Below are 24,468 nucleotides of genomic sequence, written 5' to 3'. Positions count from 1 at the left end.
GTTCAGGCGATCAGGTCGAGGCGCCGGCAGGCGCGGCCGAGCTGGTCGATCAGCTGATGCTGGTCGGCCGGCACCGCCTCGCGCAGCAGGTCGAGCAGCCGCCGCCACGGGTCTTCGGCCGGATACTCCTCGAGGGCACGCACCAGCCGGGTGAGGTCGATTCCCCGGCCCAGCGGATCGAGGATCAGGCGCGGCAGCGGGTCCGGCAGCTCGGCGACGATCTCCTGGATGTCCGCGAGACTGCGCACGACCGGTATCGCCTTCAACAGCTCGACCAGTTCCCGGACGCTGCCCGGGGCCAGGGTCTGGCCCGGCGGCACGCGCATCCGGGGGATGCGCGCGGTCGCGTCGCGGGGATGATCGCGGGGATACCGGGCGTTGATCGAGAGCCAGGGTTCCTGGCCGAAGGCCGAGTCGTTGAAGGTGGACGCGGTCGGCACCTGACCCGGGGTGCCGCGCCGGACCGCCGGCAGCACCGAGGCGGCGGTCAGATGAGCGGGGCACGAGCCGTCGACATCCTGCAGCCCGTCGCGCAGGACGTCGGTCAGCACCCGGCTGAACCGGAAGCCGTAGGCCGCCTCGCCCGCCGTCGCGCTGGTCAGGGCCGCCAGGTTCTTGCCCCCTTCGCGCGCGCTCGCGAGCAGGTCGTCGCCGGAGGGCGGCGCGGCGCCCGCGAAGCAGGTGTCGACGATCGCCGCGACCCCCTCGACGTGCTGTTCCACCGCGGCTTCGACGAGGAGCTGGTTGACCGACACGGACTTGCGCTCGACATCCTTCTCGGAGTCCTTGCCCATGAAGTACAGGTTCTGGCCGGCGCCCCGGAAGCCGTGTCCGAGGAAGGCCAGGACGAGCGTCGCGCTTTCCTGGCCGGCCCGGTCGACCGCCTGCCGGACGGTTCGCGCGACGACTTCGGGGTGCAGTTCCTCGTCGTCGGAGAGCAGCGGGTGCTCGGGAACGGCCTCCCGGCAGGCGCCGCGCCGCGGGTCCAGGAGCACCTCGTGCAGCCCGCGCGCGGCCGCCGTGAAGCTCTCCAGCCGGCCCATCGCACGGCACTGTGAGGCGATGACCAGGGCCAGCCGGGTCACCGCTCGGCCATGGCTTCGGCGACCCGGCCGGCCACCTCGCCATGGGCCAGATACTTGGTGGCGTCGTGCACCCACACGCCGTCGGAGTCGACCCGCCTGCTCTCCGGCAGCAGCCCCGCGCTGTTCGCCCGCACCCGCTTCTCCAGGACCGGGTTCACCGCGATGATGTCGTCCCGGTCCCAGTAGTTCGACCAGGAACCCACCCGCTCCGGCACGCGGGGCAGTTGCGGCCGGATCCGGGGCCAGACCGCCGCGCGCATCCCGATCGGGGACCCGATGGTCACGAACAGCGGAATGTCGGCCGCCACCTCGTGCAGCGTCTCGAGGGCCACGACGGAGCCGAGCGAGTGCGCGACGACGATCGACGGCCCGTCGCCGATGGCATCCAGCAGGCGACGCCGGATGCGTACGTCGAGGGTCTCGCCGTCCCGCGCCTCGGCGCGGGCCAGATAGCGCGCCACCTGGCTGAAGTCCCACACCATGGCCTTCGCGGTCAGCCATTGACCCGAGCGGCGCATCGGCGGCACCGACACCAGCGTGGTGGCCACGTTGATCAGGGTCTTCACCGGCGCGAGCAGGCCCTGCGGCTCACCGGGCGGGTCGAGCCGCGCCGCGGCGTCGTCCAGCATCGCCTGGGTCCGCTCGTCGGACTCCGGAAAGACCTCGCGGCGAGCCTCGACCACCTCCCGGAAGAAGTCCGTGGTGATCTCCTGCTCCGCGTCGGACAGGTCGAACTCGTCGCCCTGCTGTTCCTTCTCGGCCTTCTCCTCGACGAAGAGCGACGCGTAGGAGACGAACTCCACGTCGAACTCGTCGTTCCGCAGGGCCCGCGAGAAGGCGCCGTGACCGGCGTGGGCAGCTCCGTCGGCGAGCGCCGCGGACCACTTGGCACGGTATTGCGCCGCGTCCCGCTGACCGCCGATGCCGTGGATGAAGATCAGCCGTGGGATCGCCACGCGTCACCGCCGCTCGTCGAACTCGATGGTCTGCCGCAGCTTGCAGATCAGGTCCGGCCGGTAGTAGCCCTTGCCGACCGTGGTGTTCGGATAGACCATCGAGCGCGGCCCGATCAGCACGCCGGGGTTGAGCACGGCGTTGCACCCGACCTGCACGTCGTCGCCGAGGATCGCGCCCAGCTTGCGCAACCCGGTGTCCACCGGCTGCCCGTCGGCCGGGATGACGATCGTCGGCCGGCGCCCGTCCGGGTCCCGCCGTCCGGTGATCGGAAGGTTGCTCAGCTTGGTTCCGGCGCCCAGGTTGACCCGGCGGCCCAGGATGCTGTCGCCGACGTAGGCGAAGTGCGGCGCCTTGGCTCCGGGCAGGAGCAGCGCGTTCTTGGCCTCGCCCGCGTGCCCGAGCAGGCTGCCTTCGAGGAAGACGCACGCCTCCCGCACGTAGGCGCCGTGCCGGAGTGTCACGCCTGGACCCACATAGGCCGGTCCCTTGATGTAGACGCCGGGATCGATGGTCGCGCTCTCGGCGACGAAGAGAGGGCCGTCGTCCAGCACGGCGGTGGGCGCCACCGCGCCCTTGACGATCCGCCGGCCGGCGAGCAGATCGTCGACCAGTTGCGGCAGCTCGGCGAGGATCTCGAACACCGTGGCGAAGCCGGCGAGCGGCTTGCCGATGTCCAGGTCGGCAACGTCGAAGAAGTCAGTGGGATGAAACATCGTTCCCTCTCTCGGCTCGCCCGGCCCAGGCGTTCACTGCCTTGTTGGCGGCGGCCACGACTATGTCTCGCGTGTCCACATCCTCGGGCCCGTGCACGAGAGCGTGGACGAACACGGCGTTGAACACTCCTTTGGCGCCGATGCCCCGTCGCGCGGCCAAGCCCTGCGCCCGGACCTCGGTGACCTCGCCATTGAAGAGGAGGTGTGCCACCCCGACGCCGTCCACGTCCGGGCTGCGGACGATGACGATCGGCGGTGGCCGGCGGTGCTCCGCGAAGTACTCCAGGTTGCCCCTCGGATCACCGTCCCGGACGACCAGGCCGTCCGCCTCCATGAGCTCGCAGAGTTCGCTCGCCGTGCACAGGTAGACGTCGATGAGCTGTTTCCGGAATGCCGCGAGCAGCGCGTTCACCGCGCTCGGGTTGACCGCGGCCCGGAAACGCCCGTGCTCGAGACAGACCAGCACCTCGTAGGACAGGTGCTGGAGGGTGTCCTGCAGATCCGTGTGCAGTCCGGTGCGGAAGTAGCCGGCGATGTAGAGCACGCCACCGCGCTGCGTGTGCCAGCTCACGCTCTGCTTGATCGTGGACCACTCGAGCGAGCCGAGCGCACCGGTGTGCGTGAAGGTCGTGTGGAAGTCTCCGACCTCCTGCACCAGGTGCACGGACACGCCGCACTGGCCCTCCGACCGCTGCCGTGGTTTCCGCCCGCGGATCCAGGACTCGTCGGCCAGCAGGTCGCGGAGCACGTCACTGAGCGGCTCGGAAGCGCCGAGGCGGGTGTAGAGATGACTCTTCACGCCCCTCCACCGGTGCAGCGCGCGGCCGAAGTAAATGGCCGAGCCGCCGCAGGTCAGTTGCGGGGTGTCCAGGCTGTAGAACTCGTTGTCATCGAGCTCGGAAGCGGTGACCGGTTGCAGTGTCAGGTCGAGGTAGACGCCACCGACCACCACGAACTTCGGGCGTCCCGCCCGGCGCAACTCGGCGATGCGCCAGGGCGTCGAGAAGTCCGCTCGCGGCCGCCCGCTGTCCCGGCGCCACGGCGGATAGGCCTTGTCGGCGACCGGGCGCAGCAGTGTGCGGAACACCGGATACGGACTCAGCTTGCGATAGAGGCCGTTGATCACCGGTGCTCTGTTGATCCAGAGCACGGTGACCAGCACGAAAAGCACCACCAGGGTGACGATGAAGCCCGTCGAGGTCGGCAGGAACTCGTCCATCGGCCGCCTCCCGCCCCGCGGCGACACTTTCGCCGGTCGGAGTCCTGATTAGACAGGCAGTGGTATCGCCCGCGCATCGGTCGTGTGTCGCCGCCGCCACACCTGTTCGACATCGACGGTCGCGACTTTCGGGGGATGAACGCCAGTACCCCGATAGACTGATTCCGGCCACTGTGCAGTCGGCAACGCGACCGTTGGCTGGCATTTTTCCGACGCCGATGGTCGGATCACGGCATGCCGCCCAGGGCCACTGTGATCGCTGACCCCGCCCGGTCGTTCGACTACCGTTCCACGCCGCGCACCCGCCGACCAGCACCTTCGGTCGTCGCGGGAGCCCTCACCGCCGGCGTGACGGCCGGCATCGCCGCCATGATCGCGGCCACCCCCGTCATCTCCGGCCTGGCCGCGACGGCACCGGCCGTCGCGACCGCGCTCGTCGCGCTGTGGGCGGTCGGCTGGGCGTGCACCGCCACCTGGTACACCCAGCGCACCCTGCTGAGGGTGCACCGCAAGCGCCGCGGCTAGGACGACGCGTCCCAGTTTGCGGCGTTCTTCCGGCTCGGCTGCACCCGGGGCGGCTCGCCGGGCATCTTGGGGTGGTCGGGCGGATAGGGCATGTCGCCCTGGCCGTCGGCCTCGTCGCGTTCGGACCACTCCAGCAGCGGCGCCAGGTCGTACGCCTGATCGTCGATCTTGGCATGGGGGTCGCCGATCTCGGCGAACCGTTTCGGGACCGTGCGCAGGTCGAAGTCGTCGGGCTCGACCTCGGTCAGCTCGTCCCAGGTGACCGGCGTGGAGACCGTCGCGCGGGCGTTGGCGCGCAGCGAATAGGCGCAGGCGATGGTCCGGTCGCGGGCCATCTGGTTGAAGTCGATGAACACCCGCTCGCCGCGCTCCTCCTTCCACCAGGACGTGGTGATCAGCTCGGGACGCCGCCGCTCCGCCTCCCGGGCCAGCGCGATCGCCGCCCGCCGCACCTGCACGAACGAGAACTCCGGCTTGATCCGCACATAGACGTGCACGCCGCGGCCGCCGGACGTCTTGGGCCAGCCCTGCCAGCCCAGGTCGGCGAGGACCTCGCGGAGCACGCCGGCGGTGGCCACCACGTCGTCGAAGTTCGTGCCGGGCTGCGGGTCGAGGTCGATGCGCAGCTCGTCGGGGTTTTCCACGGCGGCGGCGCGCACCGGCCACGGGTGGAACACGACGGTGCCCATCTGGGCCGCCCAGGCCACGTGCGCCAGGTCGGCCGGGCACAGTTCGTCCGCGGTGCGCCCGCTCGGGAAGGTGATCTTCGAGGTGGTGATCCAGGGCGGGACGCCGCGGGTGGAGATGCGCTTCTGGAAGAACATCTCGCCCTCGATGCCGTCCGGGAAGCGCTGCAGCGTCGTCGGGCGCTGCCCGAGCGCGCGCATGATGCCGTCGCCGACCGCCAGGTAGTACTCGAAGACGTCCCGCTTCGTGTAACCGGGCCGGGGGAACATCACCTTGTCCGGGCTGGTCAGCCGCACCGCCCGGCCGGCCACCTCGACCTCTTCAGCGTTCCGAGTCGCCATGGCCCCGACCATAGACCGACAGGGCCGCCCAGCACGCGGCTGGACGGCCCTGTCGGGCGAGAAAGATCAGGCCGAGCGGCGGCGACGCGTGTACCAGACCGCGCCCGCACCGGCGGCGACCAGCAGCGCGCCGAGGCCGATCGTGGTGCCGGCCGGGGCGCCGGTCAGCGGCAGCGTGCCACCGGCGCTGACCCCGCCACCGGGCGTGGTCGGCGGGACCGTCTCCGGGCTCTCGCCGCCCGGGGGAACCGAGTCGGTGGTGCCGGTCGGCGTGGTCTCGCTCGGCGACGGCGTCGGGCTCTCGGTGCCGTAGCCCGCGTTCCCGCGGGTGTCGTCGGTGGCGTTGTCGTTCGGGATGTCCGTCGCGGCCGCCTGCCCGCCGCCGTATCCGTCCGAGTCGGCGTCTGCGGAGACCGAGGGGTTCGCCGTCACGGACGGACGCCCGCCGCTCTCCGGCCCGGCGCCGGTGGCGTAGGCGGGCGTCCCGGCGAAGGCCAGGGCGGCGAGGGCGGTGACGCCGACCGCGGGAAGTGCTGCGGCCAACCGGCGCGTCAAGCTCATGTGAGGAGTCCGTTCTGTTGCTGAGGGTCCGTTTCCGTCCGGGGGAGTTTAACCACTAATGTCCGAATTAGCGGTAACCGCCCCCCGCGAGTCCTTCAGCACGGCACGCCACCGAAGCGGTGACTGCGCCAGAGATGCGACAGCGTGGAGACCTTCAGCTCGAACTGGGGATCGGCGTCGAGAAGCCCGTCGCCGCTGTAGGGCGCGGCCAACTGCAGGCTGTCGCCCGATTCGAGATAAACCGACACGACGGTACGCGCGCCGCGCCGCTCCGCCCGCAGATCCACCACCCGGCTCCACGGCTCGTGACTGTGCGCCGTCCGGATCCCGCGCGCGTCGATGACCGTGCCGCGGCGCCCGCTCAGCGCGCCACCCACCGCTCCCGCCAGCAGCGACGTGCCCGCCAGCGCCAGCCAGAGCGGGCTCGGCACCGGCGCGAGGGCCGCCGCGAGCAGGGCGCCGGCCAGGCCGACGAGGATTCCGGAGAACAGGCCGTGGCGCAGGGCCTGCTGCCAGGTGGGCGTGAAGGCTGCTGTCATAGCAGGCTCAACGAGCGCCCCAACGGGGTGGGCCGCACGTCGGGTGCGACCGACGTACGGTTGACGACATGGCATCCGACAAGACCACCCTGCCCACCAGCGAGGACGAGTGGCGCGTGCGCCTGAGTCCCGCCGAGTTCCGGGTGTTGCGCCAGGCCGGCACCGAGCCCGCCTGGACCGGCGAATATGTGGACACCAAGACCGCCGGCACCTATGAGTGCCGGGCCTGCGGCGCCCAGCTCTACCCCAGCGACGCCAAGTTCGACTCGCACTGCGGCTGGCCGTCCTTCGACGACGCGATCCCGGGCGCGATCAAGGAGATCGACGACATCAGCCACGGCATGGTGCGCACCGAGATCCGCTGCGCCAACTGCGACTCGCACCTCGGCCACGTCTTCCGCGGCGAGCGGATGACCGACAAGAACACCCGGCATTGCGTGAACAGCCTGTCCATCAAGCTCGACCCCGCCTGACCGGGCGGCTCAGAAGAACACCTCGACGTCGAGGCCGCCGCCCGCCCGCGGCCTCGCGACGAGCCGGGCGTCGTGCGCGCGGGCGATGGCGCGCACGATCGCCAGCCCCAGTCCGTGGCCGCCGTCCCGGCTGACGCGTTGACGGCCGAGCCGGCGGAACGGCTCGAACAACTCCTCGACCTGCTCGGCGGCGATCACCGGTCCGGTGTTGCGCACCGAGAAGCGGCCCGGACCCGTGCGCACCTCGACCGTGCCGCCGGGCTCGTTGTGCCGCAGCGCGTTGTCGATCAGATTGGCGACCAGGCTCTCCAGCAGCCGCGGGTCCCCGATCACCTGGTTCTCCACCAGCGCCGCCTCGACCGTGATCGATGCGGCCGCCCGGGTGGACAGCACGCCGCGGGTCATCGCCGCCAGGTCGATCGGCTCGCGCATCTCCAGGCCCTGCTCGCCGCTCGCCAGGCTGAGCAGCGCTTCGATCAGCCGTTCCTGCGCGGCGCCCAGCTCGAGCACGTCCCGGCAGGCCGCCCGCAGCGACGCCACGCTCGCCTCCGGGTCGGCCAGCGCCACCTGCAGCAGGGTCCGCTCGGCGGTCAGCGGCGTACGCAGCTCGTGCGAGGCGTTCGCGACGAAGTGCCGCTGCGCCGCGAACGCCGCCTCCAGCCGCGCGAACAGATCGTCCAGCGTCGCCGCCAGCTCGCCGAACTCGTTGCTGCGGCCGGTGTCGCCGAGCCGCCGGTGCAGGTTGCTGGCCGAGATCTCCCGGGCGGTCGTGGTGATCGTGCGCAGCGGGCGCAGGAACCGCCCGGACACCAGCCAGCCCAGCACCAGCGCGATGCCGACCATCACCACCAGCCCGATCGCCGAGGCGACCAGGATCCGGTTCACCTCGGTGCCCGGTGGCGCGCCGGGCCCGGGGTCGAAGCCCGGCGTGACCGGCGCCGTGCTGCGGCTCTGCAGCACCGGGATGCTGAGCAGCAACGCGCCGGAGATCAGGAACGGCACCGCGTAGAGCAGCGTGAGCTGGGTGCGCAGCGAGCCCCGGGCGGTCACGCCGCGCCGATCCGGTAGCCGCCCTCGCGGACCGTGTGGATCATCGGCGGATCGCCCAGCTTGGCCCGCAGGCGCCGGATCGTGGTCTTGACCGCGGTGGTGAACGGGTCGGCCTCGGCGTCCCAGACCCGTTCCAGCAGGTCCTCGGCGGACACCAGCCGGCCGTCCGCGACGAGCAGGCACTCCAGCACGGCGAACTCCTTCGGGCTCAGGTCGAGCCGGCGCCCGGCCCGCATCGCCACCCGGCGGCCCGGGTCGGCGGTCAGGTCGTCGCAGGTCAGGATCGGCGGCGCGGCCGCGGTCGCGCGCCGGGCCAGCGCCCGCACCCGGGCCACCAGTTCGGCGAAGTCGAACGGCTTGGGCAGGTAGTCGTCCGCGCCGAGGTCCAGCCCCTCGATCCGCTGGCGCACCTCGGCCGCCGCAGTCAGCATCAGCACCCGGCTGGTTCCGTGCCCGGCCACGATCCGCCGGCAGAGCTCGTCGCCGTGCACACCGGGCAGGTCGCGGTCGAGCACCACCACGTCGTAACGGGTCACGGCGAGCTGGTCGAGCGCCTCGGCGCCGTCCAGCACCACGTCGACCGCCATGCCCTCGCGGCGCAGCCCGGTGCCGATGGTGCGGGCCAGGATCTCGAAGTCTTCGACCACCAGGACGCGCATGGCGTCCAGATTGCCAGTCCGCGGGTGTCAGCGGGGTGTCGCCGGAGGACACCGTGCCGACACCGCCGGCTGCGTAGAACAGGCCGCATGACTGACGAGACGATCGCGGTGCACGGGTTGCGCAAGAGATTCGGGCCGGCCCTGGCGCTGGACGGGATGACGTTCACGGTGCGGCCGGGACTCCTCACCGGCTTCGTCGGGCCGAACGGCGCCGGCAAGTCCACCACGATGCGCGTGATCCTGGGGCTGGACGCCGCGGACGAGGGCACGGCGCTGGTGGGCGGGCGACCGTACCGGAATCTGGAAAGGCCCCTGTGTCATCTCGGATCGCTGCTGGACGCGGCGGCCCTGCAGCCGAGCCGGACGGCGCGCAACCATCTGCTCTGGCTGGCCCACTCGCAGGGGCTGGGCGGCCGGCGGGTGGACGAGGTGCTGGCGCTGACCGGCCTGACCGCGGTGGCCAGGCGCCGGGCGGGCGGGTTCTCGCTGGGCATGCGGCAACGGCTCGGCATCGCCGCCGCGCTGCTCGGCGACCCGCCCGCGCTGATGCTGGACGAGCCGTTCAACGGGATGGACCCGGAGGGCATCTTCTGGATGCGCGGCTTCCTCAAGGAGCTGGCCGCGGCGGGCCGTGCGGTGCTCGTCTCCAGCCATCTGATGAGCGAGCTGCAGGACACCGCCGATCACGTGGTGGTGTGCGGGCGCGGCCAGGTGATCGCGGACGCGAGCATGGCCCAGCTGCTCGACCGGTGGGCCACGCTCGAGGAGGCCTATCTGGAGCTCACCCGGGGCGCGGTCGAGTTCCGCGGAGCACCGCGATGAGCGCCTTCGGACGGCTGGTGCACGCCGAGTTCACCAAGTTCCGGACCGTGCGCGGGTGGCTGGTCGCGGTGGGCGCCGGGCTCGCGCTGATGGTCTGGCTGGGGGTCGGACCCGGGATGGCCGGCGGGTGCGACGAGACCTGCGTGCTCCCGGTCGGGCCCGGGGGTGAGGAGGTCAGCGACAGATTCACGTACGTGCATCGGGCGTTGACCGGGGACGGCACGATCACCGTGCGGGTCGCCGGGTTGACGTCGGAGCCCAGGGCCGTCCCGTGGGCCAAGGCCGGGCTGATCGTCAAGGACGGCACCCGACCCGGCTCGACGTACGCGGCGGTGCTGCTCACCGGCTCGCACGGGGTCCGCCTGCAGCACGACTACACCCACGATCGTGCCGTCGCCGCGGGCTCCTGGCTGCGCCTCTCCCGGGCCGGCGCCACGATCACCGCCGCCACCTCGCCCGACGGACTGGCCTGGACCACCGCCGGCGCGGTCCGCCTGCCGGACCTGCCGGCGACCGCGCAGGCCGGCATCTTCGTCACCTCGCCGCAGTGGGCGGAACTCGTCCGTCCGGCCGGAGCGCAGGGCGGCCCGAGCCGCGCCACGGGCGTCTTCGACCACCTCACGACCTCCTGGTCGGGCTCGGAGTGGACCACCACGAGCGTCGGCGGTGACTCGGGGTCCGCGTCACACGAGGGTGAGAGCTTCCGTCTCTCCGGCTCCGGCGACATCGCGCCGGCGGTGGCCGGCGCCGCGGGCTTCGGCGTGGGCGTGACGCAGACCCTGCTGGGCACCTTCGTCGCGATGCTGTTCGTCGTGGTCGTCGGCGCGATGTTCGTGGCCGGCGAATACCGCCGCGGTCTGATCCGCACCACGCTGGCCGCCTCGCCGGGACGCGGCCGGGTGCTCGCCGCCAAGGCGGTCGTGCTCGGCGCGATCAGCTTCGGCATCGGGCTGATCGGCGCGGCCGTCGTCGTCACGATCGGCCGGAAGGTGCTGGTCGCCAACGGCGTCTACGTCCACCCGGTGTCGGCCGGCACCGGGCTGCGGCTCGTGCTCGGCACCGCGGCCCTGCTCGCCGCCGCCGCGGTCCTCGCGCTCGCGCTCGGCGTGCTGCTGCGCCGCGGCACGGTCGCGGTCACCACCGCGATCGTCCTGGTGGTGCTGCCCTATCTGCTGGCGATGACGGTGCTGCCGACCGGTCCGGCGCAGTGGTTGCTGCGAATCACGCCGGCGGCCGCGTTCGCGGTGCAGCAGAGCACGAAGCAGTACGCGATGGTGGAGAACCTCTACAACCCGCCCAACGGCTACTTCCCGCTGCCGCCGTGGGCCGGGTTCGCCGTGCTGCTCGGCTGGGTCGTCGTGGCCCTGGCCGGTGCGCTCGCCCTGATCCGGCGGAGGGACGCATGAGGCTCGCCCTGCACGCGGAGTGGACCAAGCTGCGCACCTCGCCCGGCACGCCCTGGCTGCTGGCCGCGATCGTGCTGACCACGGTCGCGACCGGCATCGCGTCGGCCGCGGTCACGCCGGACAGCCCCGATCCGGTTCGCACCGCGCTCACCGGCGTGCAGATCGGCCAGACCGTGGTGGCGGTCCTCGCCGTGCTGATGATCGGCGGCGAGTACGACACCGGCATGATCCGGGTCAGCATGGCGTCGATGCCCCGGCGGGCCACGATGCTGGCCGCCAAGGCGGTGGTGCTGAGCGCGGTCGTGCTGGTCGCCGCCGTGCCTGCCGTGGCGCCCTTCTCGGTGCGCCGGCCGGGCGTCGGCTCGATGCTCTATCTGGTGCTGATCGCCCTGCTCAGCCTGGGCGTCGGCGCCGTGGCGCGAAACTCCGCGGCCGCGATCGGGGTGCTGCTCGGGCTGTTCTTCGTGGTCCCGGTGCTGATCCGGGCCGTGTCCGATCCGGATTGGCAACGACGCCTGGAGCAGATCGGGCCGACCACCGCCGGGCTGGCCGTCCAGGCCACCACGGGCCTGGCGGACCTGCCGATCAGCCCGTGGCGCGGGCTGGCGGTGCTGGCCGCCTGGGCCGCCGGCGCGTTGCTCACCGGCGGGTTGGTGCTGCGACTGCGCGATGCCTGATCAGGCGTGCGCGGTCAGCTCCAGGCGTCACTCATCTCGGGCTGGTGGTTCAGCGCCGAGATGTCCCGCGGGGCCTGCGCCCGGTTCGCGGAGAAGCCCAGCTCGGCGCCGATCTGCTGCCAGCGCTCGAACAGGACCCCTTCGGTGAGGACGTCCTTGATGTCCTGATGAGAGGCCCGCAGCTCAGCCACCGCCGCCTCGTAACGCTCTACCCTTTTGTGCAGGTCGGCACCCTCGTGAACAGTCATGTCCACAGGCTAGCCAGAATCGAACCATTCTCGGCTTCATATCGAAAAATGCGACACGCCCACTTTCGGGTGGTATCAGTCCTTCAGCTTTTCGGCGATGGAGACGATGCGCTGGGCGAGGTGGTCCAGCGCGGCGTTCTCCACTTCGGTGAGCGGCTCGTCGTTGTTGCCGCCGGTCACGTGCGAGACCCCGTACGGGTTGCCGTCCCGGAACTTGCTCGGGTCGGTGTAGCCGGGGGCCACCACCAGGCCGCCGAAGTGGTAGATCGTGTTGTAGAGCGCGAGCAGCGTGGACTCCTGGCCGCCGTGCGCGGTCATCGAGGCGGTGAACCCGGCATAGGCCTTGCCCGCCAGCAGCCCCTGGCCCCACTGCGGGCCGAGCGTGTCCAGGAACTGCTTGAGCTGGCTGGCGACGTTGCCATAGCGGGTCGGCGTGCCGAACAGCACGGCGTCCGCCCACACCACGTCGTCCCCGGTCGCCTTCGGCTCGTTCTTGGTGCTGTCGAAGTGCTGGCTCCACGCCGCGTTGGACGCGATCGCCTCCTCGGGCGCGAGCTCGGCCACCTGGCGTACGCGCACCTCGGCGCCGGCCTTCTCGCCCGCCTGGCCGAGCCGTTCGGCCATGCCGTGGATGGTGCCGGTCGACGAGTAGTAGATGACCGCCAGTTTGACGTTGGCCATGATGCGTCGCCTCCAGTTAGTTGCTTGCAGCGTCAACAAACCGGAGGTGCCCGTCCCGGGCCCGATCAAACGCCTAGAGTCGCAGCTCACTTCCGTGCGGGCCGACGGCGTCCGCGTGCTCGTCGTCGAGCCAGACACCGCCCGAGGCGAGGTAGCGGAACGCGTAGTGGCCCGGCGCGAGCTGCACGCTGATCGTCCGGGTGCCGTCCTTCCGGGTCTTGAGCTCGTGCTGCCCCGGCTTCCAGTCGTTGAACGTGCCGACCACGCTGACCGGCCCCGAGGGCTGGTCGGCGGGCAGACAGAAGGTGACCCGGGTCTTGTTCCCGAAGAGCTTGCTGCGCTTGATCATGGTGTCCCTCCACACAGAACGTCACTCCATGCTGACCATGGAGTGCTCCGCAGCGGGTGAAGGCGCGCCGCCTAAGATTCACCGATGCACCCGGATCCCCTGGTCGAGACACGTTCGGCGTCGTTTCGCGACCTCGACACGACGACACTCCACGCGATCCTCAAGCTGCGTGGCGACGTCTTCGTGGTCGAGCAGAAGTGCTTCTACGCCGACATCGACGGACGCGACACCGAGCCCGGAACGCGGCATCTATGGCTTTCCGAGGGCGATGAGACCCTCGCGTATCTGCGCATTCTGGACGACGGCGATCACCTGCGGATCGGCCGCGTGCTGACCGCCCCGGCCGCCCGCGGCGCCGGACATGCCCAGCGGCTGATGGCCGAGGCATCGACGATCATCGGCAACCGGCCGAGCGTGCTCGACGCCCAGTCCCACCTCGTCCGTTTTTACGCCAAGTTCGGCTATGAACAGACGGGCCCGGAATACCTCGAGGACGGCATTCCGCACATTCCGATGGCTAAGGCAGGTTCGCGATGAGCTCGGTGACCGAGCGCTTCCGGCCGGTGTAGAAGGGCACCTCCTCGCGGACGTGCCGGCGCGCGCCCGAGGCCCGCAGCTCCCGCATCAGGTCGACGATCCGGTGCAGCTCGTCGGCCTCGAAGGCCAGCATCCACTCGTAGTCGCCGAGCGCGAACGACGCCACCGTGTTCGCCCGCACGTCCGGGTAGCCGCGCGCCATCCGCCCGTGCTCGGCCAGCATCGCGCGGCGCTCCTCGTCCGGCAGCAGGTACCACTCGTAGGAGCGGACGAACGGGTAGACGCAGATGTAGGCGCGCGCCTCCTCGCCGGCCAGGAACGCGGGCAGGTGGCTCTTGTTGAACTCGGCCGGCCGGTGCAGGGCCATCTGCGACCACACCGGCTCGAGGTGCCGGCCCAGGGCGGTGCGGCGGAACAGCCCGTACGCGTCCTGCAGCGCGTCCGGCGACGCGGAGTGCCACCAGATCAGCACGTCGGCGTCGGCCCGCAGCCCGGCCACGTCATAGGCACCGCGCACCGTGACGTCCTTGCCGGCCAGCTGCTCGAACAGCGTGTCCACCTCGCCGGCCAGGTCCTCGCGCAGCGCGGGCAGCGGCGACGAGGCCCGGAACACCGACCACATCGTGTAGCGGATCGTCGCGTTCAGCTCGTTGATCCGGGCGGCGTTGCTCTGGTCGCTCATCAGTCCTCCAAGGTCTTGCAAACGTCTTCGGCGGCGCGTTCCCCGCTCGCGATGCAGGCCGGGATCCCGACCCCGTCGTAGGCCGCGCCGGCCAGCCCGAGGCCGGGCAGATCGGCGAGCGCGGCCCGGGCGGTGGCCACCCGGTCGAGATGGCCCGGCGCGTATTGCGGCAGCCCACCACCCCAGCGCTGGATCCAGGCGTCGGCCGGGGCAGGCAGCGGCATCCCGATCAGGTCGCCGAGCTCGGCGTGCGCGACGGCGAGCAGGGTGCGGTCGTCACGCTGCAGCCGGTCCGCCTCGCCGGCCCGGCCCAGCGAGGCCCGCACGATGGTGAAGTCCCGCGGCAGATGCGTCCACTTCGTCGTCATGAAGGTGGCCGCCTTGACCAGCGTCCCTCGCGAGGGCGGCACCAGAAAGCCCGAGAGATCCGGCAACCGGGTGCCCGGCGGGAAGGCGAACCCGGCAAGCGCCACGCTCGCGTAGTCGAGCACCCCGACCAGCCCCGCGGCGGTGGCGGACACCCCGTCCAGCAGCCGCGCGGCGGCCTTCGCGGGCACCGCGAGCACCACGGCGTCGACGTCGTCGATCTGCGTCGCCGGGACCGGCCCGAGCAGCAGCCGCCAGCCGTGCGCGGTCGCTCCCAGCTCACGCACCGGGAGTCCGAGGCTGATCCGGGCGCCACTCGCGGCGGCCGCGGCGGCGACGAGCCGGGTCAGCCCGCCGCGCACGGTCGCGAACACCGGCCGGCCGGCGACCTTCACCGCGGCTGCCCGCTCCTGCGCGAGACGGACCGCACCGGCGAGCGTGTGCTCCTCGCGGGCCGCGGCGGCAAGGCCGGGCATGGTCGTGGCCAGCGACAACTCGTCCGCGCGGCCGGCGTAGACCCCGCCGAGCATCGGGTCCACCAGCCGGTCGATCGCGTCCGGGCCATAGCGGGCCCGGACCAGTTCGCCGACGGCGATGTCCTCGCCCTCGCCGAGCAGCGCGGCTCCGGAGTCGACCTCGCCCGGTTCGGCCGGGATGCCCATCAGCGTGCCCGTGGGAAAGGGCGCCAGTCCGTCCGGGCCGGCGACCGCGGCGGGCACGGCGGCCGGGTGGGCGAGCACCGGCCCGAGGCCGAGCCGGCGGGCCAGCAGGACGGCGGCCGACTCCCCGCCATCGGGGGCGCTCATCAGGAACGACTCGGCTCCGCGCTCCACGGTGACGCCGGCCAGCTCTCCGGTGCGGAGTTTGCCGCCGAGGACGCCGCTCTGCTCGTACACGATGATCTCGGTGCCGGCCGGCGCGAGCGCACGGACCCGGACGGCAGCCGCCAGCCCGGCGATCCCCCCGCCCACCACCGCAACCCGCTTCCGCACGCCCCCCACATTGTCAGGTCACCCTTACCACCGACCACCCGCCCCCGACGTTCAGCCGACCTCGGGAACGCCCTGGGCCAGCGCCGCCTGGACCATCCGGACGGCTTCCGTGGTGTCGATGCCGAGGCCGGCGATGACGGACGCGTACTCGGCGGCGGCGCGGCGGGCCCGTTCGCGTCCCTGCTCGCCGGCCGCGGACACGAACGAGCCGGCCGCTCCGCGGGTCTCGATCAGCCCCGCCTCCTCCAGTTCGCGATAGGCCCGGCCGACCGTGTTGACCGCCAGGCCGAGGTCCGCGGCCAGGCGGCGGATGGTCGGCAGCCGGGTGCCCACGGCCAGCGTGCGTTCCTGGATCTGCCGGGCGAGCTGGGCGCGGAGCTGCTCGAACGGTGGGACGGGCGAGGCCGAGTCGATGACGATCATGCGTTCACCGAGCGGTGGAGCCGCGCTGGGCGGCCAGGGCGCTCCGCCCGTCCCAGGCCGTGATCGAGAGGAGCGCGATGACGCTCAGGATGATGAAGACGAGCCAGCCCGTGTTCCACGGATCGAGCCCGGTGTCGAACACCGACACGACCGGCAGCGACCACACCACGGTCGGCACGGCCACCTCGCGGGCGTCCTCGACACGCATGAGGACGTCGGCCTTCAGCGAGCCCTCGTCGTCGGCCACCACCGGGTGGGTGAGCACATGGCGCAGTTGGACGGCCGTGCCGACCGCGACCCCGCACAGCCCGATGAGCAGGATGACCGCCGCGTACCTCGCGGCGCCGTCCCGCATGGTCAGGGCCGCGATCGCCAGCACCGCCGCGCCCGCATAGGTGACCGCCAGCAACGCGGCCCGCCGCACACCGAGCACGGTTCGCCAGCCGGGCCGCACGGAGTGGGTCGCCCGTCGCGGCAACTCCGCGCCGGCCTGCTCATCGACCCGCCGCACCCACCGGTCCAGCAGTGACAGGCCCAGCACCAACCCGGCCACCAGGGCCGTCAGCACCACCAGCGCCCAGCGCCGCTGCGTTCCGAACCCGTCATCCGCGGGACGGATCGGCAGGGCGGAGACGTAGACGAGGGCGGTCGCGCAGAGAAACACGGCCGGCAGGACGGCAGCGACCAGCCGCGCACGTCGCCGCACCGCCAGGCGCGCCGCCAGCATCGGTGCCGGCGTGACGTCGGCCAGGCCCCGCGCCGCCAACCACAGACGGGCTATCTCGACCTCCGTCGGACGCACTTTCCTCGGCATGGCCGCCTCCCCGCTTGTCGCAAGTCTTGTCTCACTATCTTGAGACAAGACTTGCGACAAGTCAATGAGCGGGCGGAGACCTTCAGCGGGCGGAGACCTCATGGACCAACTCCACGAGCCGAGTCAGCACGTCCGGATCCGTGTCCGGCAGCACGCCATGGCCGAGGTTGAAGATGTGCCCCGGAGCAGCCCGCCCCTCAGCCAGGACCCGCCGCGCCTCCGCCTCGACCGCCGGCCAGGGCGCGAAGAGCACCGCCGGATCGAGGTTCCCCTGCACCGACTTCCCCGGCCCGATCAACGACACCGCCCGATCCAGCGGGGTGCGCCAGTCGACCCCCACCACGTCGGCCCCCGCCGAACCCATCGCCTCGAGCAGGATCGCCGTCCCCACCCCGAAGTGGATCCGCGGCACTCCCGAAGACGCGAGCCCGGACAGCACCGCAGCCGAGTGCGGCATCACATAGCGCCGATAGTCGGCCTCCGACAACGCCCCGGCCCACGAGTCGAAGAGCTGCACCGCGCTGACCCCGGCCGAGATCTGCGTCCGCAGGAACGTCAGCGTGATCGAGGCCAGCCGCGAACACAGTGCGTTCCACAGGTTCGGATCGCCGTACATCATCGCCTTGGTCCTGGTGTAGGTCCGGGACGGACCGCCCTCGATCAGATAGCTGGCCAGCGTGAACGGCGCCCCGGCGAAGCCGATCAACGGGGTCGGGCCCAACGAGGCCGTGAGCATCCGCACCGCATCGGCCACGAACGAGACGTCGGCGGGAGAGATCGAGCGCAGCCGCGAAACATCAAGAGAAGAGCGGATGGGCGCAGCGATCACCGGCCCGGTCCCGGCCACGATGTCCAGGTCGATGCCGGCCGCCACCAGCGGGACCACGATGTCGCTGAAGAGGATCGCGGCGTCCACCCCGTGCCGGCGCACCGGCTGCAGCGTGATCTCGGCGACCAGCTCGGGCCGGCGGCACGATTCGAGCATGCCGACGCCCTCCCGGATCTTTCGATATTCGGGCAACGAGCGGCCCGCCTGGCGCATGAACCAAACGGGGGTGTGCGGCACCGGCTCGCCCCGACAGGCGCGGACAAAAGCCGAATCCAATGGCGTCGTGGTCACTCGCGACATGGTGCCACGCCGGGCCGACCTGGGATGCGGCGTGCCGATCGACGACGGAGAGCGTTGATCGGCATACGCTTCAGTGCATGACGCCCACGTCCGCGACACCCGAGGCGTTCGCCCGCGCCGTCGCCGGACTGCGCGCCGCCACCCCGCGCGACGAGATCCTGCTCGAGGAGATCGCCGCGCCGCAGCGGCTGGCGCCCTTCGGCTTCGCGATCAGCGCGACCGTCCTCAAGGACCAGGAGCAGGACGAGGTGGCCAGCGGCCGGCTGATCCTGCTGCACGATCCGGACGGTCACGAGGCCTGGCGTGGCGACCTGCGACTGGTCACGCTGATCACCGCCGAGCTCGAGTCCGACATGGCCGGTGACCCGCTGCTGCCCGCGGTGGCCTGGACCTGGCTGACCGACGGCCTGGAGCAGTTCGACGCGGCCTACACGGCGATCGGCGGCACCATCACACAGACCGCGTCCACCCGGTTCGGCGAGCTGGCCGGCCCGGCGCCGACCGCCGATCTGGAGATCCGCGCCTCCTGGACGCCGACCTCCACCGATCTGGGCGCTCACCTGCAGGGCTGGTGCGCGATGCTGGCCTCGACGGCCGGCCTGCCGCCGCCCGGAGTGACCGCGCTGCACAACCGCTCGCGGATCAGCACACCTTAAAGGTCTCGCAGGCGGTCTTGATCGAGACCGCCAGCCCGATTCCCTCGGCGTCCCGCGCCTTCGCGGTGGCCAGGCCGACCACCTCGTTCTTGGCGTTCACCACCGGTCCGCCGGAGTTCCCGGGATTGATCGGCGCGTCGAACTGGATGCTCTGCCCGTCGGCGTCGTCCGGCCGGAACGCGCTCACCACGCCGGTGGTCACCGTGTCCTCCAGGCCGAGCGGCGCGCCCACCACCACGATCTGCTGGCCGGGCTTCACGTCCGCGCGGGCCGGCGAAAGACCGTCGATCTTCCGGTCCGCGCGCAGCAGCGCCAGATCCTTGCCCTTGTTGACCTTGACGATGGTCGCGGACACCTCGTCCTTGCCGCGTTCCAGGAAGACCTTGCGCCCGCCGTCCGCCCACACCGACTCCACCACGTGGTAGTTCGTCAGCATGTTGGCCTTGCCGTCGGCCGCCTTGTCGCCCACCGAGAACGCCGTCCCGGTGAAGTCGCCGGCCCGCACCCGGAAGACGCTGGGCAGCACGGTCGAGGAGATCGCCTCGGGGTCGAAGACTCCCTGCAGCTGCTTCTCCAGCTTGTCGGTGCGGGTGGTCAGCACCGCCGCCTTGTCACGCTCGGCGGCCAGTTCGGCGGCCAGCCGGCTGTTCCCGCTCTCCAGCCGCCACACCAGGAAGCCGCCGACGGTCACGACCACCATCACGAGCACGAGGATCAGAGATCTGCCGCGGCCCCGGGACTTCGGCGCGGCCTCCGCAAAAGATCTCTGCGGTACGGGCGCAGCCGCCCGAGCCGGACGCGGATGTCCCACGTGTTGCGGCCGCTGCGGATAGCGCGACCGCTGTGCGGCCTGCCACTCCTGGTCGAGCGCGCGCATCTCGCCGGTGTCCCACTGGGTGCCGAAGATCCGTTCGCCGGTCTCCCAGGGGTCCGGTGCCGGGCGCATGTCCTCGGGCTGTCGTGGCCCGGGCACGCCGAGGGATCCGTACGGATCATGCATGGCACTCATCTGCGGTGCGGCCTCCCGGTTTCGCGCTCCGGCCTCTAATACGCAGCGCAACGCCCGCCGGATGAGTCCCGACCGGATAATTTCCGCGAGTCCACCATCGGAGTCGATCGAGAATCGACGCGCCGGGACCGCTGCGCACACCGGAACGGGTACCCCCGTACGGTTACGGAGTGACCGACGAAGCACCCCAGCGCCGTCGGGACGCGCCGGACGAGGTAGTTGACGGACCGCACGAGGTGCCCTCCGACCCATCGCAGCCGGACGGTCCCGTTCCGTTGACCGCGCCCCGCGACGGCACCCCACGCCCGGTGGAGACCACCGCTGAGCTGGCCGAAGTCGTCGCCAGGATGGCGGCCGGCACCGGTCCGGTGGCGGTCGACGCCGAGCGCGCCTCGGGGTACCGATACACCCAACGTGCCTATTTGGTGCAGTTGCGCCGGGCCGGCGCGGGCACGGTGCTGATCGACCCGATGCCGCTCGACGACCTGCGCACGCTCGACGCCGCGCTGGCCGACAGCGAGTGGGTGTTGCACGCCGCCAGCCAGGACCTGGCCTGCCTGGCCGAGCTGGGCCTGAAGCCGCGGCGGCTGTTCGACACCGAGCTGGCCGCCCGGCTGGCCGGCTTCGAGCGGGTCGGACTGGCCGCGCTGACCGAGCAGCTGCTGGGCTACACGCTGGAGAAACATCACTCGGCCGCGGACTGGTCCACCCGCCCGCTGCCGGAGTCCTGGCTGACCTATGCGGCGCTGGACGTCGAGATGCTCACCGACCTGCGCGACCACCTGGCCGACGAGCTCGAACGCCAGGGCAAGGCCGCCTGGGCCGCGGAGGAATTCGCTTCGCTGGTCGCCGGCGCGTACGGGTCACCGCGGGTGCGCCCCGACCCGTGGCGCCGCACGTCCGGAATACACCGAGTCCGCGGCGCCCGGGCCCAGTCCCGCGTGCGCGCCCTCTGGTATGCCCGGGACGGCGTCGCCGCCCGCCGCGACTCGGCCCCCGGCCGGGTGCTGCCCGACTCGGCGATCATCGCGGCCGCCGAGCTCGACCCGAAGGACGAGCGCACCCTGCTCGGCCTGCCCGGCTTCGGCGGCCGGTCGGTGCGCCGGCTGGCCCGGGTGTGGCTGGACGCGCTCGACGAGGCCCGCACGCTGCCGGACGACGCGCTGCCGGTGAACCAGCCGGTGGACGGCCCGCCGCCGCCGCACCGCTGGGCCGAGCGCGACCCGGTGGCCGCGGCCCGGCTGGCCCGCTGCCGCCAGGTGGTGATCGGCACCGCCGAGGCGCACACGCTGCCCCCGGAAAACCTGATCAGCCCGGACTTCATCCGGCGGCTGGCCTGGGCGCCGCCGGAGGAGATCACGCCGCAGACCGTCGGCGACACCCTGCGCGGCTTCGGCGCGCGGGCGTGGCAGGTGGGCTTGATCGTCGACGGCCTGACGAAGGCGCTCCCCGAGACAACTTCATCGGTTGCTGGCGAGGCGTAGTTACTCGCGAGTAGGATCCGGGGCATCCACTCTCGCCTGGGAGGCTTGCTGTGCCCCGTGAAGTCCGGGAGGTCGTCTTCGTCGACGGCGTCCGCACCCCGTTCGGCAAGGCCGGCGGCATGTATGCCGAGACCCGCGCCGACGACCTGGTGATTCGCTGCATCCGTGAGCTGCTGCGCCGCAACCCGCAGCTGCCGCCCGAGCGGGTGGACGAGGTCGCGATCGCGGCCACCACCCAGATCGGCGACCAGGGCCTGACCATCGGCCGCACCGCGGCGTTGCTGTCCGGCCTGCCCAAGACCGTCCCGGGTTACGCGATCGACCGGATGTGCGCCGGCGCGATGACCGCGGTGACCTCGGTGGCCGGCGGCATCGCGATGGGCCAGATGGACATCGCGATCGCCGGTGGTGTCGAGCACATGGGCCGGCACCCGATGGGCGAGGGCGTCGACCCCAACCCGCGGATCCTGGCGGAGAAGCTGGTCGATCCGTCCGCGCTGGTGATGGGTTCGACAGCGGAAAACCTGCACGACCGGCTGCCGCAGATCACCAAGGAGCGGGCCGACGCGTTCGGGCTCGCCTCGCAGGAGAAGACGGCGAAGGCGTACGCGAACGGCAAACTGCAGGGCGACCTGGTGTCGGTGGCGACCCGCAGCGCCGAGACCGGCTGGGGTCTGGCGAGCGTCGACGAGGCGCCGCGCGAGACCTCGATGGAGAAGCTGGCGACGCTCAAGACGCCGTTCCGCCCGCACGGCAAGGTGACCGCGGGCAACGCGGCCGGCCTCAACGACGGCGCCACCGCCGCGCTGCTGGCCGACGAGGGCACGGCTCGCGAGCTGGGCCTGCCGGTCGCCATGCGGCTGGTGTCCTACGGCTTCGTCGGCGTCGAGCCCGAGGTGATGGGTTACGGCCCGATCCCGTCGACCGAAAAGGCGCTGCGCCTGGCCGGCCTGACCATCGAGGACATCGGCCTGTTCGAGCTGAACGAGGCGTTCGCCGTGCAGGTGCTGGCGTTCCTCGACCACTTCGGCATCGCGGACGACGACCCCCGGGTCAACCCGTGGGGCGGCGCGATCGCGATCGGGCACCCGCTGGCGTCCTCCGGCGTGCGGCTGATGACGCAGCTCGCCCGGCACTTCGCCGAGCACCCCGAGGTGCGGTACGGCATCACCGCGATGTGCATCGGCATCGGCATGGGCGGCACGGTCATCTGGGAGAACCCGGCGTGGGAGGGGAACGGCAAGTGATGGAGTACCCCAACGAGGTCGTCACCAAGGCGCTGGTCCGCCTGGTCGCGGTCCCCGGCCTGGTCAAGAAGGCCGCACTGATCACCCTGGACAACGGCTTCGACCACACCAAGCCGAACAGCTTCGGCCCGGCCGGCCTGGCGTCGCTCGACGCGGCGATCACCACGGCGCTGGAGTCCGACCCGGCGTTCGTCGCGCTGACCGGTAAGCCGTACATCTTCTGTGTCGGTGCGGACATCACCGGCATGCCGCTGCTCACCGAGCGGTCGCAGGCCCTCGAGCTGGGCGAGCTGGGCCACCGGGTGTTCGCCCGGCTGAAGGACTCGGCGGTGCCGACCTTCGCGTTCGTCAACGGCGCGGCGCTCGGCGGCGGCCTCGAGGTCGCCCTGCACTGCCACTACCGCACGGTCTCCGGCGGCGCGGCGGCGCTCGGCCTGCCCGAGGTCGCGATCGGCCTGATCCCCGGCTGGGGCGGCAGCCAGCTGCTGCCCAACCTGATCGGCGTCCCGGGCGCGGCCCAGGTGATCCTGCAAAATCCGCTGACGCAGAAGGTGCTGAGGCCCAAGCAGGCTGCCGAGCTGGGCTTGGCCGACGTGCTGCTGGAGCCGGCCGACTTCCTGGAGCGCTCGCTGGAGTGGGCGGCCGGCGTGGTCAAGGGCGAGGTCACCGTGTCCCGCCCCGAGGTCGACCGGGACATGTGGGACGGCGTGCTGTTCTTCGCCAAGCAGCAGCTCGACGAGCGGTTGCACGGCGCGGTCCCGTCCGCGAACAAGGCGCTCGAGTTGCTCGCGCTGGCCAAGGACGCGTCGTTCGCCGACGGCACGGCCGCCGAGACCGAGGCGCTGGCTGACCTGATCATGGGCGACGAGTCGCGCGCCAGCCTCTATGCGTTCGACCTGGTGCAGCGCCGCGCGAAGCGTCCGGTGGGCGTACCGGACAAGGGGTTGGCCCGGAAGGTCGCCAAGGTCGGCATCGTCGGCGCCGGTCTCATGGCATCCCAGCTCGCGTTGCTCTTCGCCCGGCGCCTGCAGGTGCCGGTGGTGCTGACCGACCTGGACCAGTCCCGGGTCGACAAGGGCGTGTCCTACGTGCACGCGCAGATCGACAAGCTGGTGGGCAAGCGCCGGATGGACGAGGGCACCGCGGCCAAGCTGCGCGGCCTGGTGTCCGGTTCGGTGGACAAGTCGGTCTTCGCGGATGCCGACTTCGTCATCGAGGCGGTGTTCGAGAATCTGGACGTGAAGAAGCAGGTCTGGGCCGAGCTGGAGAAGATCGTCTCGCCGGAGGCGGTGCTGGCCACGAACACCAGCTCGCTGTCGATCACCGCGATGGCGGCCGACCTCGAGCACCCCGAGCGGGTGGTCGGGTTCCACTTCTTCAACCCGGTCGCGGTGCTGCCGCTGCTCGAGATCATCCGCGGCGAGCGCACCGACGACGTCACGCTGGCCACCGCGTTCGCGGTCGGCAAGGAGCTGAAGAAGTCCTGCGTGCTGGTCAAGGACGCGCCCGCCTTCGTGGTGAACCGCATCTTCACCCGGCTGACCAGCGAGGCGTTCAAGGCGATCGACGCCGGCACCCCGCTGGCCACGGTCGACACCGCGCTCGACCCGCTGGGCATGCCGATGCGCCCGCTCGCGCTGCTGCAGCTGGTCGGCCCGGCGATCGGCCTGCACGTGGGCGAGACGTTGCACGCGGCCTTCCCGGACCGGTTCGGCGACAGCCCGGCGCTCCGCAAGATCGTCGACGCCGGCCTGCCGCTGATGGTCGACGACGAGATCAACCCCGAGGTGGCCAAGCTGGTCGAGGGCGGTTCCGCGCCGCTCACCGGTGATCAGGTACGCGAAAAGGCCGAGGCAGCGCTGGCCGAGGAGATCCGCCTGATGCTCGACGAGGGGGTGGTGGCCGAGGCGCAGGACATCGACCTCTGCATGCTGCTCGGCGCCGGCTGGCCGTTCCATCTGGGCGGCATCACGCCCTATCTGGACCGCAGCGGCACCTCGGAACGAGTGACCGGACAGCGATTCCTGCCGAAGGGCATCGCCGGCCTGCCGGCCTGATGTCCGCTATCCGACGCCCCTGTGTCACATCCGACACGGGGGCGTCGCGGCTTGACCACTGTAGGTAGGCTCCGGCGGCC

General features: G+C 71.7%; 28 protein-coding genes. 10 read left to right on the top strand and 18 right to left on the bottom strand.

Translation table 11 applies throughout. The features are described 5' to 3' along the window. Positions 1–2 precede the first annotated feature (2 nt). The 4 genes from ACZ6TI_RS03160 to ACZ6TI_RS03145 are packed head-to-tail and all read right to left on the bottom strand — an operon-like array spanning position 3 to position 3,974. Positions 3–1,085 (bottom strand): hypothetical protein, encoded by a 1,083-nt coding sequence (locus ACZ6TI_RS03160; RefSeq protein ID WP_465343318.1) that lies wholly within the window; start codon positions 1,083–1,085, stop codon positions 3–5. Further along, positions 1,082–2,041: a hypothetical protein gene (locus ACZ6TI_RS03155; protein ID WP_465343317.1), complete on the bottom strand. Its 960-nt coding sequence runs from the start codon at positions 2,039–2,041 to the stop codon at positions 1,082–1,084. Before ACZ6TI_RS03155 ends, ACZ6TI_RS03160 begins: the two co-directional genes overlap by 4 nt. Before the next feature lie 3 nt (positions 2,042–2,044). Further along, positions 2,045–2,755, bottom strand: coding sequence for an LbetaH domain-containing protein (locus ACZ6TI_RS03150; RefSeq protein ID WP_465343316.1), 711 nt, complete (start codon positions 2,753–2,755; stop codon positions 2,045–2,047). Then, positions 2,739–3,974, bottom strand: coding sequence for a hypothetical protein (locus ACZ6TI_RS03145; protein ID WP_465343315.1), 1,236 nt, complete (start codon positions 3,972–3,974; stop codon positions 2,739–2,741). Before ACZ6TI_RS03145 ends, ACZ6TI_RS03150 begins: the two co-directional genes overlap by 17 nt. A gap of 234 nt (positions 3,975–4,208) precedes the next feature. Between ACZ6TI_RS03145 and ACZ6TI_RS03140 the strand changes: the two genes are divergently transcribed. Next, a complete protein-coding gene (locus ACZ6TI_RS03140; RefSeq protein ID WP_465343314.1) occupies positions 4,209–4,499 on the top strand; it encodes a hypothetical protein in 291 nt (96 codons plus the stop codon). Here ACZ6TI_RS03140 and ligD read toward each other — a convergent pair. The 3 genes from ligD to ACZ6TI_RS03125 form a co-directional block, all read right to left on the bottom strand. Then, positions 4,496–5,527 carry a non-homologous end-joining DNA ligase gene (ligD, locus tag ACZ6TI_RS03135; protein ID WP_465343313.1) on the bottom strand — a complete coding sequence of 344 codons (1,032 nt, stop codon included), beginning with the start codon at positions 5,525–5,527 and terminating at the stop codon, positions 4,496–4,498. The two genes, ACZ6TI_RS03140 and ligD, sit on opposite strands and share 4 nt — an antisense overlap. Positions 5,528–5,593: 66 nt before the next feature. Beyond that, entirely contained in the window at positions 5,594–6,088 is a 495-nt protein-coding gene (locus ACZ6TI_RS03130; protein WP_465343312.1) for an LPXTG cell wall anchor domain-containing protein, read from the bottom strand. 95 nt (positions 6,089–6,183) lie between these two features. Beyond that, positions 6,184–6,627, bottom strand: coding sequence for a hypothetical protein (locus tag ACZ6TI_RS03125; RefSeq protein WP_465343311.1), 444 nt, complete (start codon positions 6,625–6,627; stop codon positions 6,184–6,186). Between the two features lie 68 nt (positions 6,628–6,695). Here ACZ6TI_RS03125 and msrB point away from each other — a divergent pair, with 68 nt between their 5' ends. Continuing rightward, on the top strand, positions 6,696–7,100 hold the full coding sequence (gene msrB, locus ACZ6TI_RS03120; protein WP_465343310.1) for a peptide-methionine (R)-S-oxide reductase MsrB: 405 nt from the start codon (positions 6,696–6,698) through the stop codon (positions 7,098–7,100). Positions 7,101–7,109: 9 nt separating this feature from the next. Here the strand turns inward: msrB and ACZ6TI_RS03115 are convergent, their stop codons facing one another. Continuing rightward, complete coding sequence (locus tag ACZ6TI_RS03115; protein ID WP_465343309.1) at positions 7,110–8,150, bottom strand: sensor histidine kinase; 1,041 nt, start codon at positions 8,148–8,150, stop codon at positions 7,110–7,112. Continuing rightward, positions 8,147–8,809: a response regulator transcription factor gene (locus ACZ6TI_RS03110; RefSeq protein ID WP_465343308.1), complete on the bottom strand. Its 663-nt coding sequence runs from the start codon at positions 8,807–8,809 to the stop codon at positions 8,147–8,149. The genes ACZ6TI_RS03115 and ACZ6TI_RS03110 overlap by 4 nt, the downstream gene beginning before the upstream one ends. Positions 8,810–8,896: 87 nt before the next feature. Here ACZ6TI_RS03110 and ACZ6TI_RS03105 point away from each other — a divergent pair, with 87 nt between their 5' ends. The 3 genes from ACZ6TI_RS03105 to ACZ6TI_RS03095 are packed head-to-tail and all read left to right on the top strand — an operon-like array spanning position 8,897 to position 11,714. After that, a complete protein-coding gene (locus tag ACZ6TI_RS03105) occupies positions 8,897–9,631 on the top strand; it encodes an ABC transporter ATP-binding protein (protein ID WP_465343307.1) in 735 nt (244 codons plus the stop codon). Continuing rightward, complete coding sequence (locus ACZ6TI_RS03100; RefSeq protein WP_465343306.1) at positions 9,628–11,037, top strand: ABC transporter permease subunit; 1,410 nt, start codon at positions 9,628–9,630, stop codon at positions 11,035–11,037. Before ACZ6TI_RS03105 ends, ACZ6TI_RS03100 begins: the two co-directional genes overlap by 4 nt. Further along, on the top strand, positions 11,034–11,714 hold the full coding sequence (locus tag ACZ6TI_RS03095; RefSeq protein ID WP_465343305.1) for an ABC transporter permease: 681 nt from the start codon (positions 11,034–11,036) through the stop codon (positions 11,712–11,714). Before ACZ6TI_RS03100 ends, ACZ6TI_RS03095 begins: the two co-directional genes overlap by 4 nt. 14 nt (positions 11,715–11,728) lie before the next feature. Here ACZ6TI_RS03095 and ACZ6TI_RS03090 read toward each other — a convergent pair whose 3' ends face one another. From ACZ6TI_RS03090 to ACZ6TI_RS03080, 3 genes are all read right to left on the bottom strand, one after another. Beyond that, positions 11,729–11,962, bottom strand: coding sequence for a hypothetical protein (locus tag ACZ6TI_RS03090; protein WP_465343304.1), 234 nt, complete (start codon positions 11,960–11,962; stop codon positions 11,729–11,731). A 75-nt stretch (positions 11,963–12,037) separates the two neighbouring features. Beyond that, the gene (wrbA, locus tag ACZ6TI_RS03085; RefSeq protein ID WP_465343303.1) at positions 12,038–12,643 is read right to left on the bottom strand and encodes an NAD(P)H:quinone oxidoreductase; all 606 of its coding nucleotides are present in this window, start codon (positions 12,641–12,643) and stop codon (positions 12,038–12,040) included. Between the two features lie 73 nt (positions 12,644–12,716). After that, entirely contained in the window at positions 12,717–12,992 is a 276-nt protein-coding gene (locus ACZ6TI_RS03080) for an isoamylase early set domain-containing protein (RefSeq protein ID WP_465343302.1), read from the bottom strand. Between the two features lie 84 nt (positions 12,993–13,076). On the opposite strand from ACZ6TI_RS03080, the gene ACZ6TI_RS03075 reads away from it, so the two are divergent. Beyond that, a complete protein-coding gene (locus ACZ6TI_RS03075; protein ID WP_465343301.1) occupies positions 13,077–13,529 on the top strand; it encodes a GNAT family N-acetyltransferase in 453 nt (150 codons plus the stop codon). On the opposite strand, the gene hemQ is transcribed toward ACZ6TI_RS03075, so the two are convergent. From hemQ to hemE, 5 genes are all read right to left on the bottom strand, one after another. Next, entirely contained in the window at positions 13,510–14,211 is a 702-nt protein-coding gene (hemQ, locus tag ACZ6TI_RS03070; RefSeq protein WP_465343300.1) for a hydrogen peroxide-dependent heme synthase, read from the bottom strand. The two genes, ACZ6TI_RS03075 and hemQ, sit on opposite strands and share 20 nt — an antisense overlap. After that, positions 14,211–15,578, bottom strand: coding sequence for a protoporphyrinogen oxidase (hemG, locus tag ACZ6TI_RS03065; RefSeq protein ID WP_465343299.1), 1,368 nt, complete (start codon positions 15,576–15,578; stop codon positions 14,211–14,213). Before hemG ends, hemQ begins: the two co-directional genes overlap by 1 nt. 42 nt (positions 15,579–15,620) lie before the next feature. Beyond that, entirely contained in the window at positions 15,621–15,992 is a 372-nt protein-coding gene (locus ACZ6TI_RS03060) for a GntR family transcriptional regulator (RefSeq protein WP_465343298.1), read from the bottom strand. A gap of 4 nt (positions 15,993–15,996) precedes the next feature. Next, positions 15,997–16,806: a hypothetical protein gene (locus ACZ6TI_RS03055; protein WP_465343297.1), complete on the bottom strand. Its 810-nt coding sequence runs from the start codon at positions 16,804–16,806 to the stop codon at positions 15,997–15,999. Between the two features lie 82 nt (positions 16,807–16,888). After that, positions 16,889–17,935 carry a uroporphyrinogen decarboxylase gene (hemE, locus tag ACZ6TI_RS03050; protein ID WP_465343296.1) on the bottom strand — a complete coding sequence of 349 codons (1,047 nt, stop codon included), beginning with the start codon at positions 17,933–17,935 and terminating at the stop codon, positions 16,889–16,891. A gap of 77 nt (positions 17,936–18,012) precedes the next feature. On the opposite strand from hemE, the gene ACZ6TI_RS03045 reads away from it, so the two are divergent. Next, positions 18,013–18,591: a DUF3000 domain-containing protein gene (locus tag ACZ6TI_RS03045; protein ID WP_465343295.1), complete on the top strand. Its 579-nt coding sequence runs from the start codon at positions 18,013–18,015 to the stop codon at positions 18,589–18,591. Here ACZ6TI_RS03045 and ACZ6TI_RS03040 read toward each other — a convergent pair. Then, positions 18,578–19,591, bottom strand: a complete 1,014-nt coding sequence (locus tag ACZ6TI_RS03040) for a S1C family serine protease (protein WP_465343294.1) — start codon at positions 19,589–19,591, stop codon at positions 18,578–18,580. The two genes, ACZ6TI_RS03045 and ACZ6TI_RS03040, sit on opposite strands and share 14 nt — an antisense overlap. Before the next feature lie 179 nt (positions 19,592–19,770). On the opposite strand from ACZ6TI_RS03040, the gene ACZ6TI_RS03035 reads away from it, so the two are divergent. The 3 genes from ACZ6TI_RS03035 to ACZ6TI_RS03025 are packed head-to-tail and all read left to right on the top strand — an operon-like array spanning position 19,771 to position 24,388. After that, positions 19,771–21,084, top strand: a complete 1,314-nt coding sequence (locus ACZ6TI_RS03035) for a ribonuclease D (RefSeq protein WP_465343293.1) — start codon at positions 19,771–19,773, stop codon at positions 21,082–21,084. 50 nt (positions 21,085–21,134) lie between these two features. Next, positions 21,135–22,331 carry a thiolase family protein gene (locus ACZ6TI_RS03030; protein WP_465343292.1) on the top strand — a complete coding sequence of 399 codons (1,197 nt, stop codon included), beginning with the start codon at positions 21,135–21,137 and terminating at the stop codon, positions 22,329–22,331. Next, positions 22,331–24,388 carry a 3-hydroxyacyl-CoA dehydrogenase NAD-binding domain-containing protein gene (locus tag ACZ6TI_RS03025; RefSeq protein WP_465343532.1) on the top strand — a complete coding sequence of 686 codons (2,058 nt, stop codon included), beginning with the start codon at positions 22,331–22,333 and terminating at the stop codon, positions 24,386–24,388. The genes ACZ6TI_RS03030 and ACZ6TI_RS03025 overlap by 1 nt, the downstream gene beginning before the upstream one ends. The last annotated feature ends 80 nt before the right edge of the window (positions 24,389–24,468 follow it).

Source organism: Actinoplanes sp. NPDC051388, from assembly GCF_055586225.1.
The sequence above is the reverse complement of the archived record's forward strand: the minus strand, read 5'-3'. Positions and strand labels throughout refer to the sequence as shown.

Bases quoted from the DNA above. Each gene is read 5' to 3' on its own strand.
- ACZ6TI_RS03055 (WP_465343297.1), bottom strand. From the start codon at position 16,806: ATGCCGAGGAAAGTGCGTCCGACGGAGGTCGAGATAGCCCGTCTGTGG.
- ACZ6TI_RS03150 (WP_465343316.1), bottom strand. From the start codon at position 2,755: ATGTTTCATCCCACTGACTTCTTCGACGTTGCCGACCTGGACATCGGC.
- ACZ6TI_RS03145 (WP_465343315.1), bottom strand. From the start codon at position 3,974: ATGGACGAGTTCCTGCCGACCTCGACGGGCTTCATCGTCACCCTGGTG.
- ACZ6TI_RS03110 (WP_465343308.1), bottom strand. From the start codon at position 8,809: ATGCGCGTCCTGGTGGTCGAAGACTTCGAGATCCTGGCCCGCACCATC.
- hemQ (WP_465343300.1), bottom strand. From the start codon at position 14,211: ATGAGCGACCAGAGCAACGCCGCCCGGATCAACGAGCTGAACGCGACG.
- ACZ6TI_RS03080 (WP_465343302.1), bottom strand. From the start codon at position 12,992: ATGATCAAGCGCAGCAAGCTCTTCGGGAACAAGACCCGGGTCACCTTC.
- ACZ6TI_RS03095 (WP_465343305.1), top strand. From the start codon at position 11,034: ATGAGGCTCGCCCTGCACGCGGAGTGGACCAAGCTGCGCACCTCGCCC.
- msrB (WP_465343310.1), top strand. From the start codon at position 6,696: ATGGCATCCGACAAGACCACCCTGCCCACCAGCGAGGACGAGTGGCGC.
- ACZ6TI_RS03090 (WP_465343304.1), bottom strand. From the start codon at position 11,962: ATGACTGTTCACGAGGGTGCCGACCTGCACAAAAGGGTAGAGCGTTAC.
- ACZ6TI_RS03025 (WP_465343532.1), top strand. From the start codon at position 22,331: ATGGAGTACCCCAACGAGGTCGTCACCAAGGCGCTGGTCCGCCTGGTC.
- ACZ6TI_RS03075 (WP_465343301.1), top strand. From the start codon at position 13,077: ATGCACCCGGATCCCCTGGTCGAGACACGTTCGGCGTCGTTTCGCGAC.
- ACZ6TI_RS03040 (WP_465343294.1), bottom strand. From the start codon at position 19,591: ATGCATGATCCGTACGGATCCCTCGGCGTGCCCGGGCCACGACAGCCC.
- hemE (WP_465343296.1), bottom strand. From the start codon at position 17,935: ATGTCGCGAGTGACCACGACGCCATTGGATTCGGCTTTTGTCCGCGCC.
- ACZ6TI_RS03100 (WP_465343306.1), top strand. From the start codon at position 9,628: ATGAGCGCCTTCGGACGGCTGGTGCACGCCGAGTTCACCAAGTTCCGG.
- wrbA (WP_465343303.1), bottom strand. From the start codon at position 12,643: ATGGCCAACGTCAAACTGGCGGTCATCTACTACTCGTCGACCGGCACC.
- ACZ6TI_RS03130 (WP_465343312.1), bottom strand. From the start codon at position 6,088: ATGAGCTTGACGCGCCGGTTGGCCGCAGCACTTCCCGCGGTCGGCGTC.
- ligD (WP_465343313.1), bottom strand. From the start codon at position 5,527: ATGGCGACTCGGAACGCTGAAGAGGTCGAGGTGGCCGGCCGGGCGGTG.
- ACZ6TI_RS03105 (WP_465343307.1), top strand. From the start codon at position 8,897: ATGACTGACGAGACGATCGCGGTGCACGGGTTGCGCAAGAGATTCGGG.
- ACZ6TI_RS03140 (WP_465343314.1), top strand. From the start codon at position 4,209: ATGCCGCCCAGGGCCACTGTGATCGCTGACCCCGCCCGGTCGTTCGAC.
- ACZ6TI_RS03125 (WP_465343311.1), bottom strand. From the start codon at position 6,627: ATGACAGCAGCCTTCACGCCCACCTGGCAGCAGGCCCTGCGCCACGGC.
- ACZ6TI_RS03045 (WP_465343295.1), top strand. From the start codon at position 18,013: ATGACGCCCACGTCCGCGACACCCGAGGCGTTCGCCCGCGCCGTCGCC.
- ACZ6TI_RS03060 (WP_465343298.1), bottom strand. From the start codon at position 15,992: ATGATCGTCATCGACTCGGCCTCGCCCGTCCCACCGTTCGAGCAGCTC.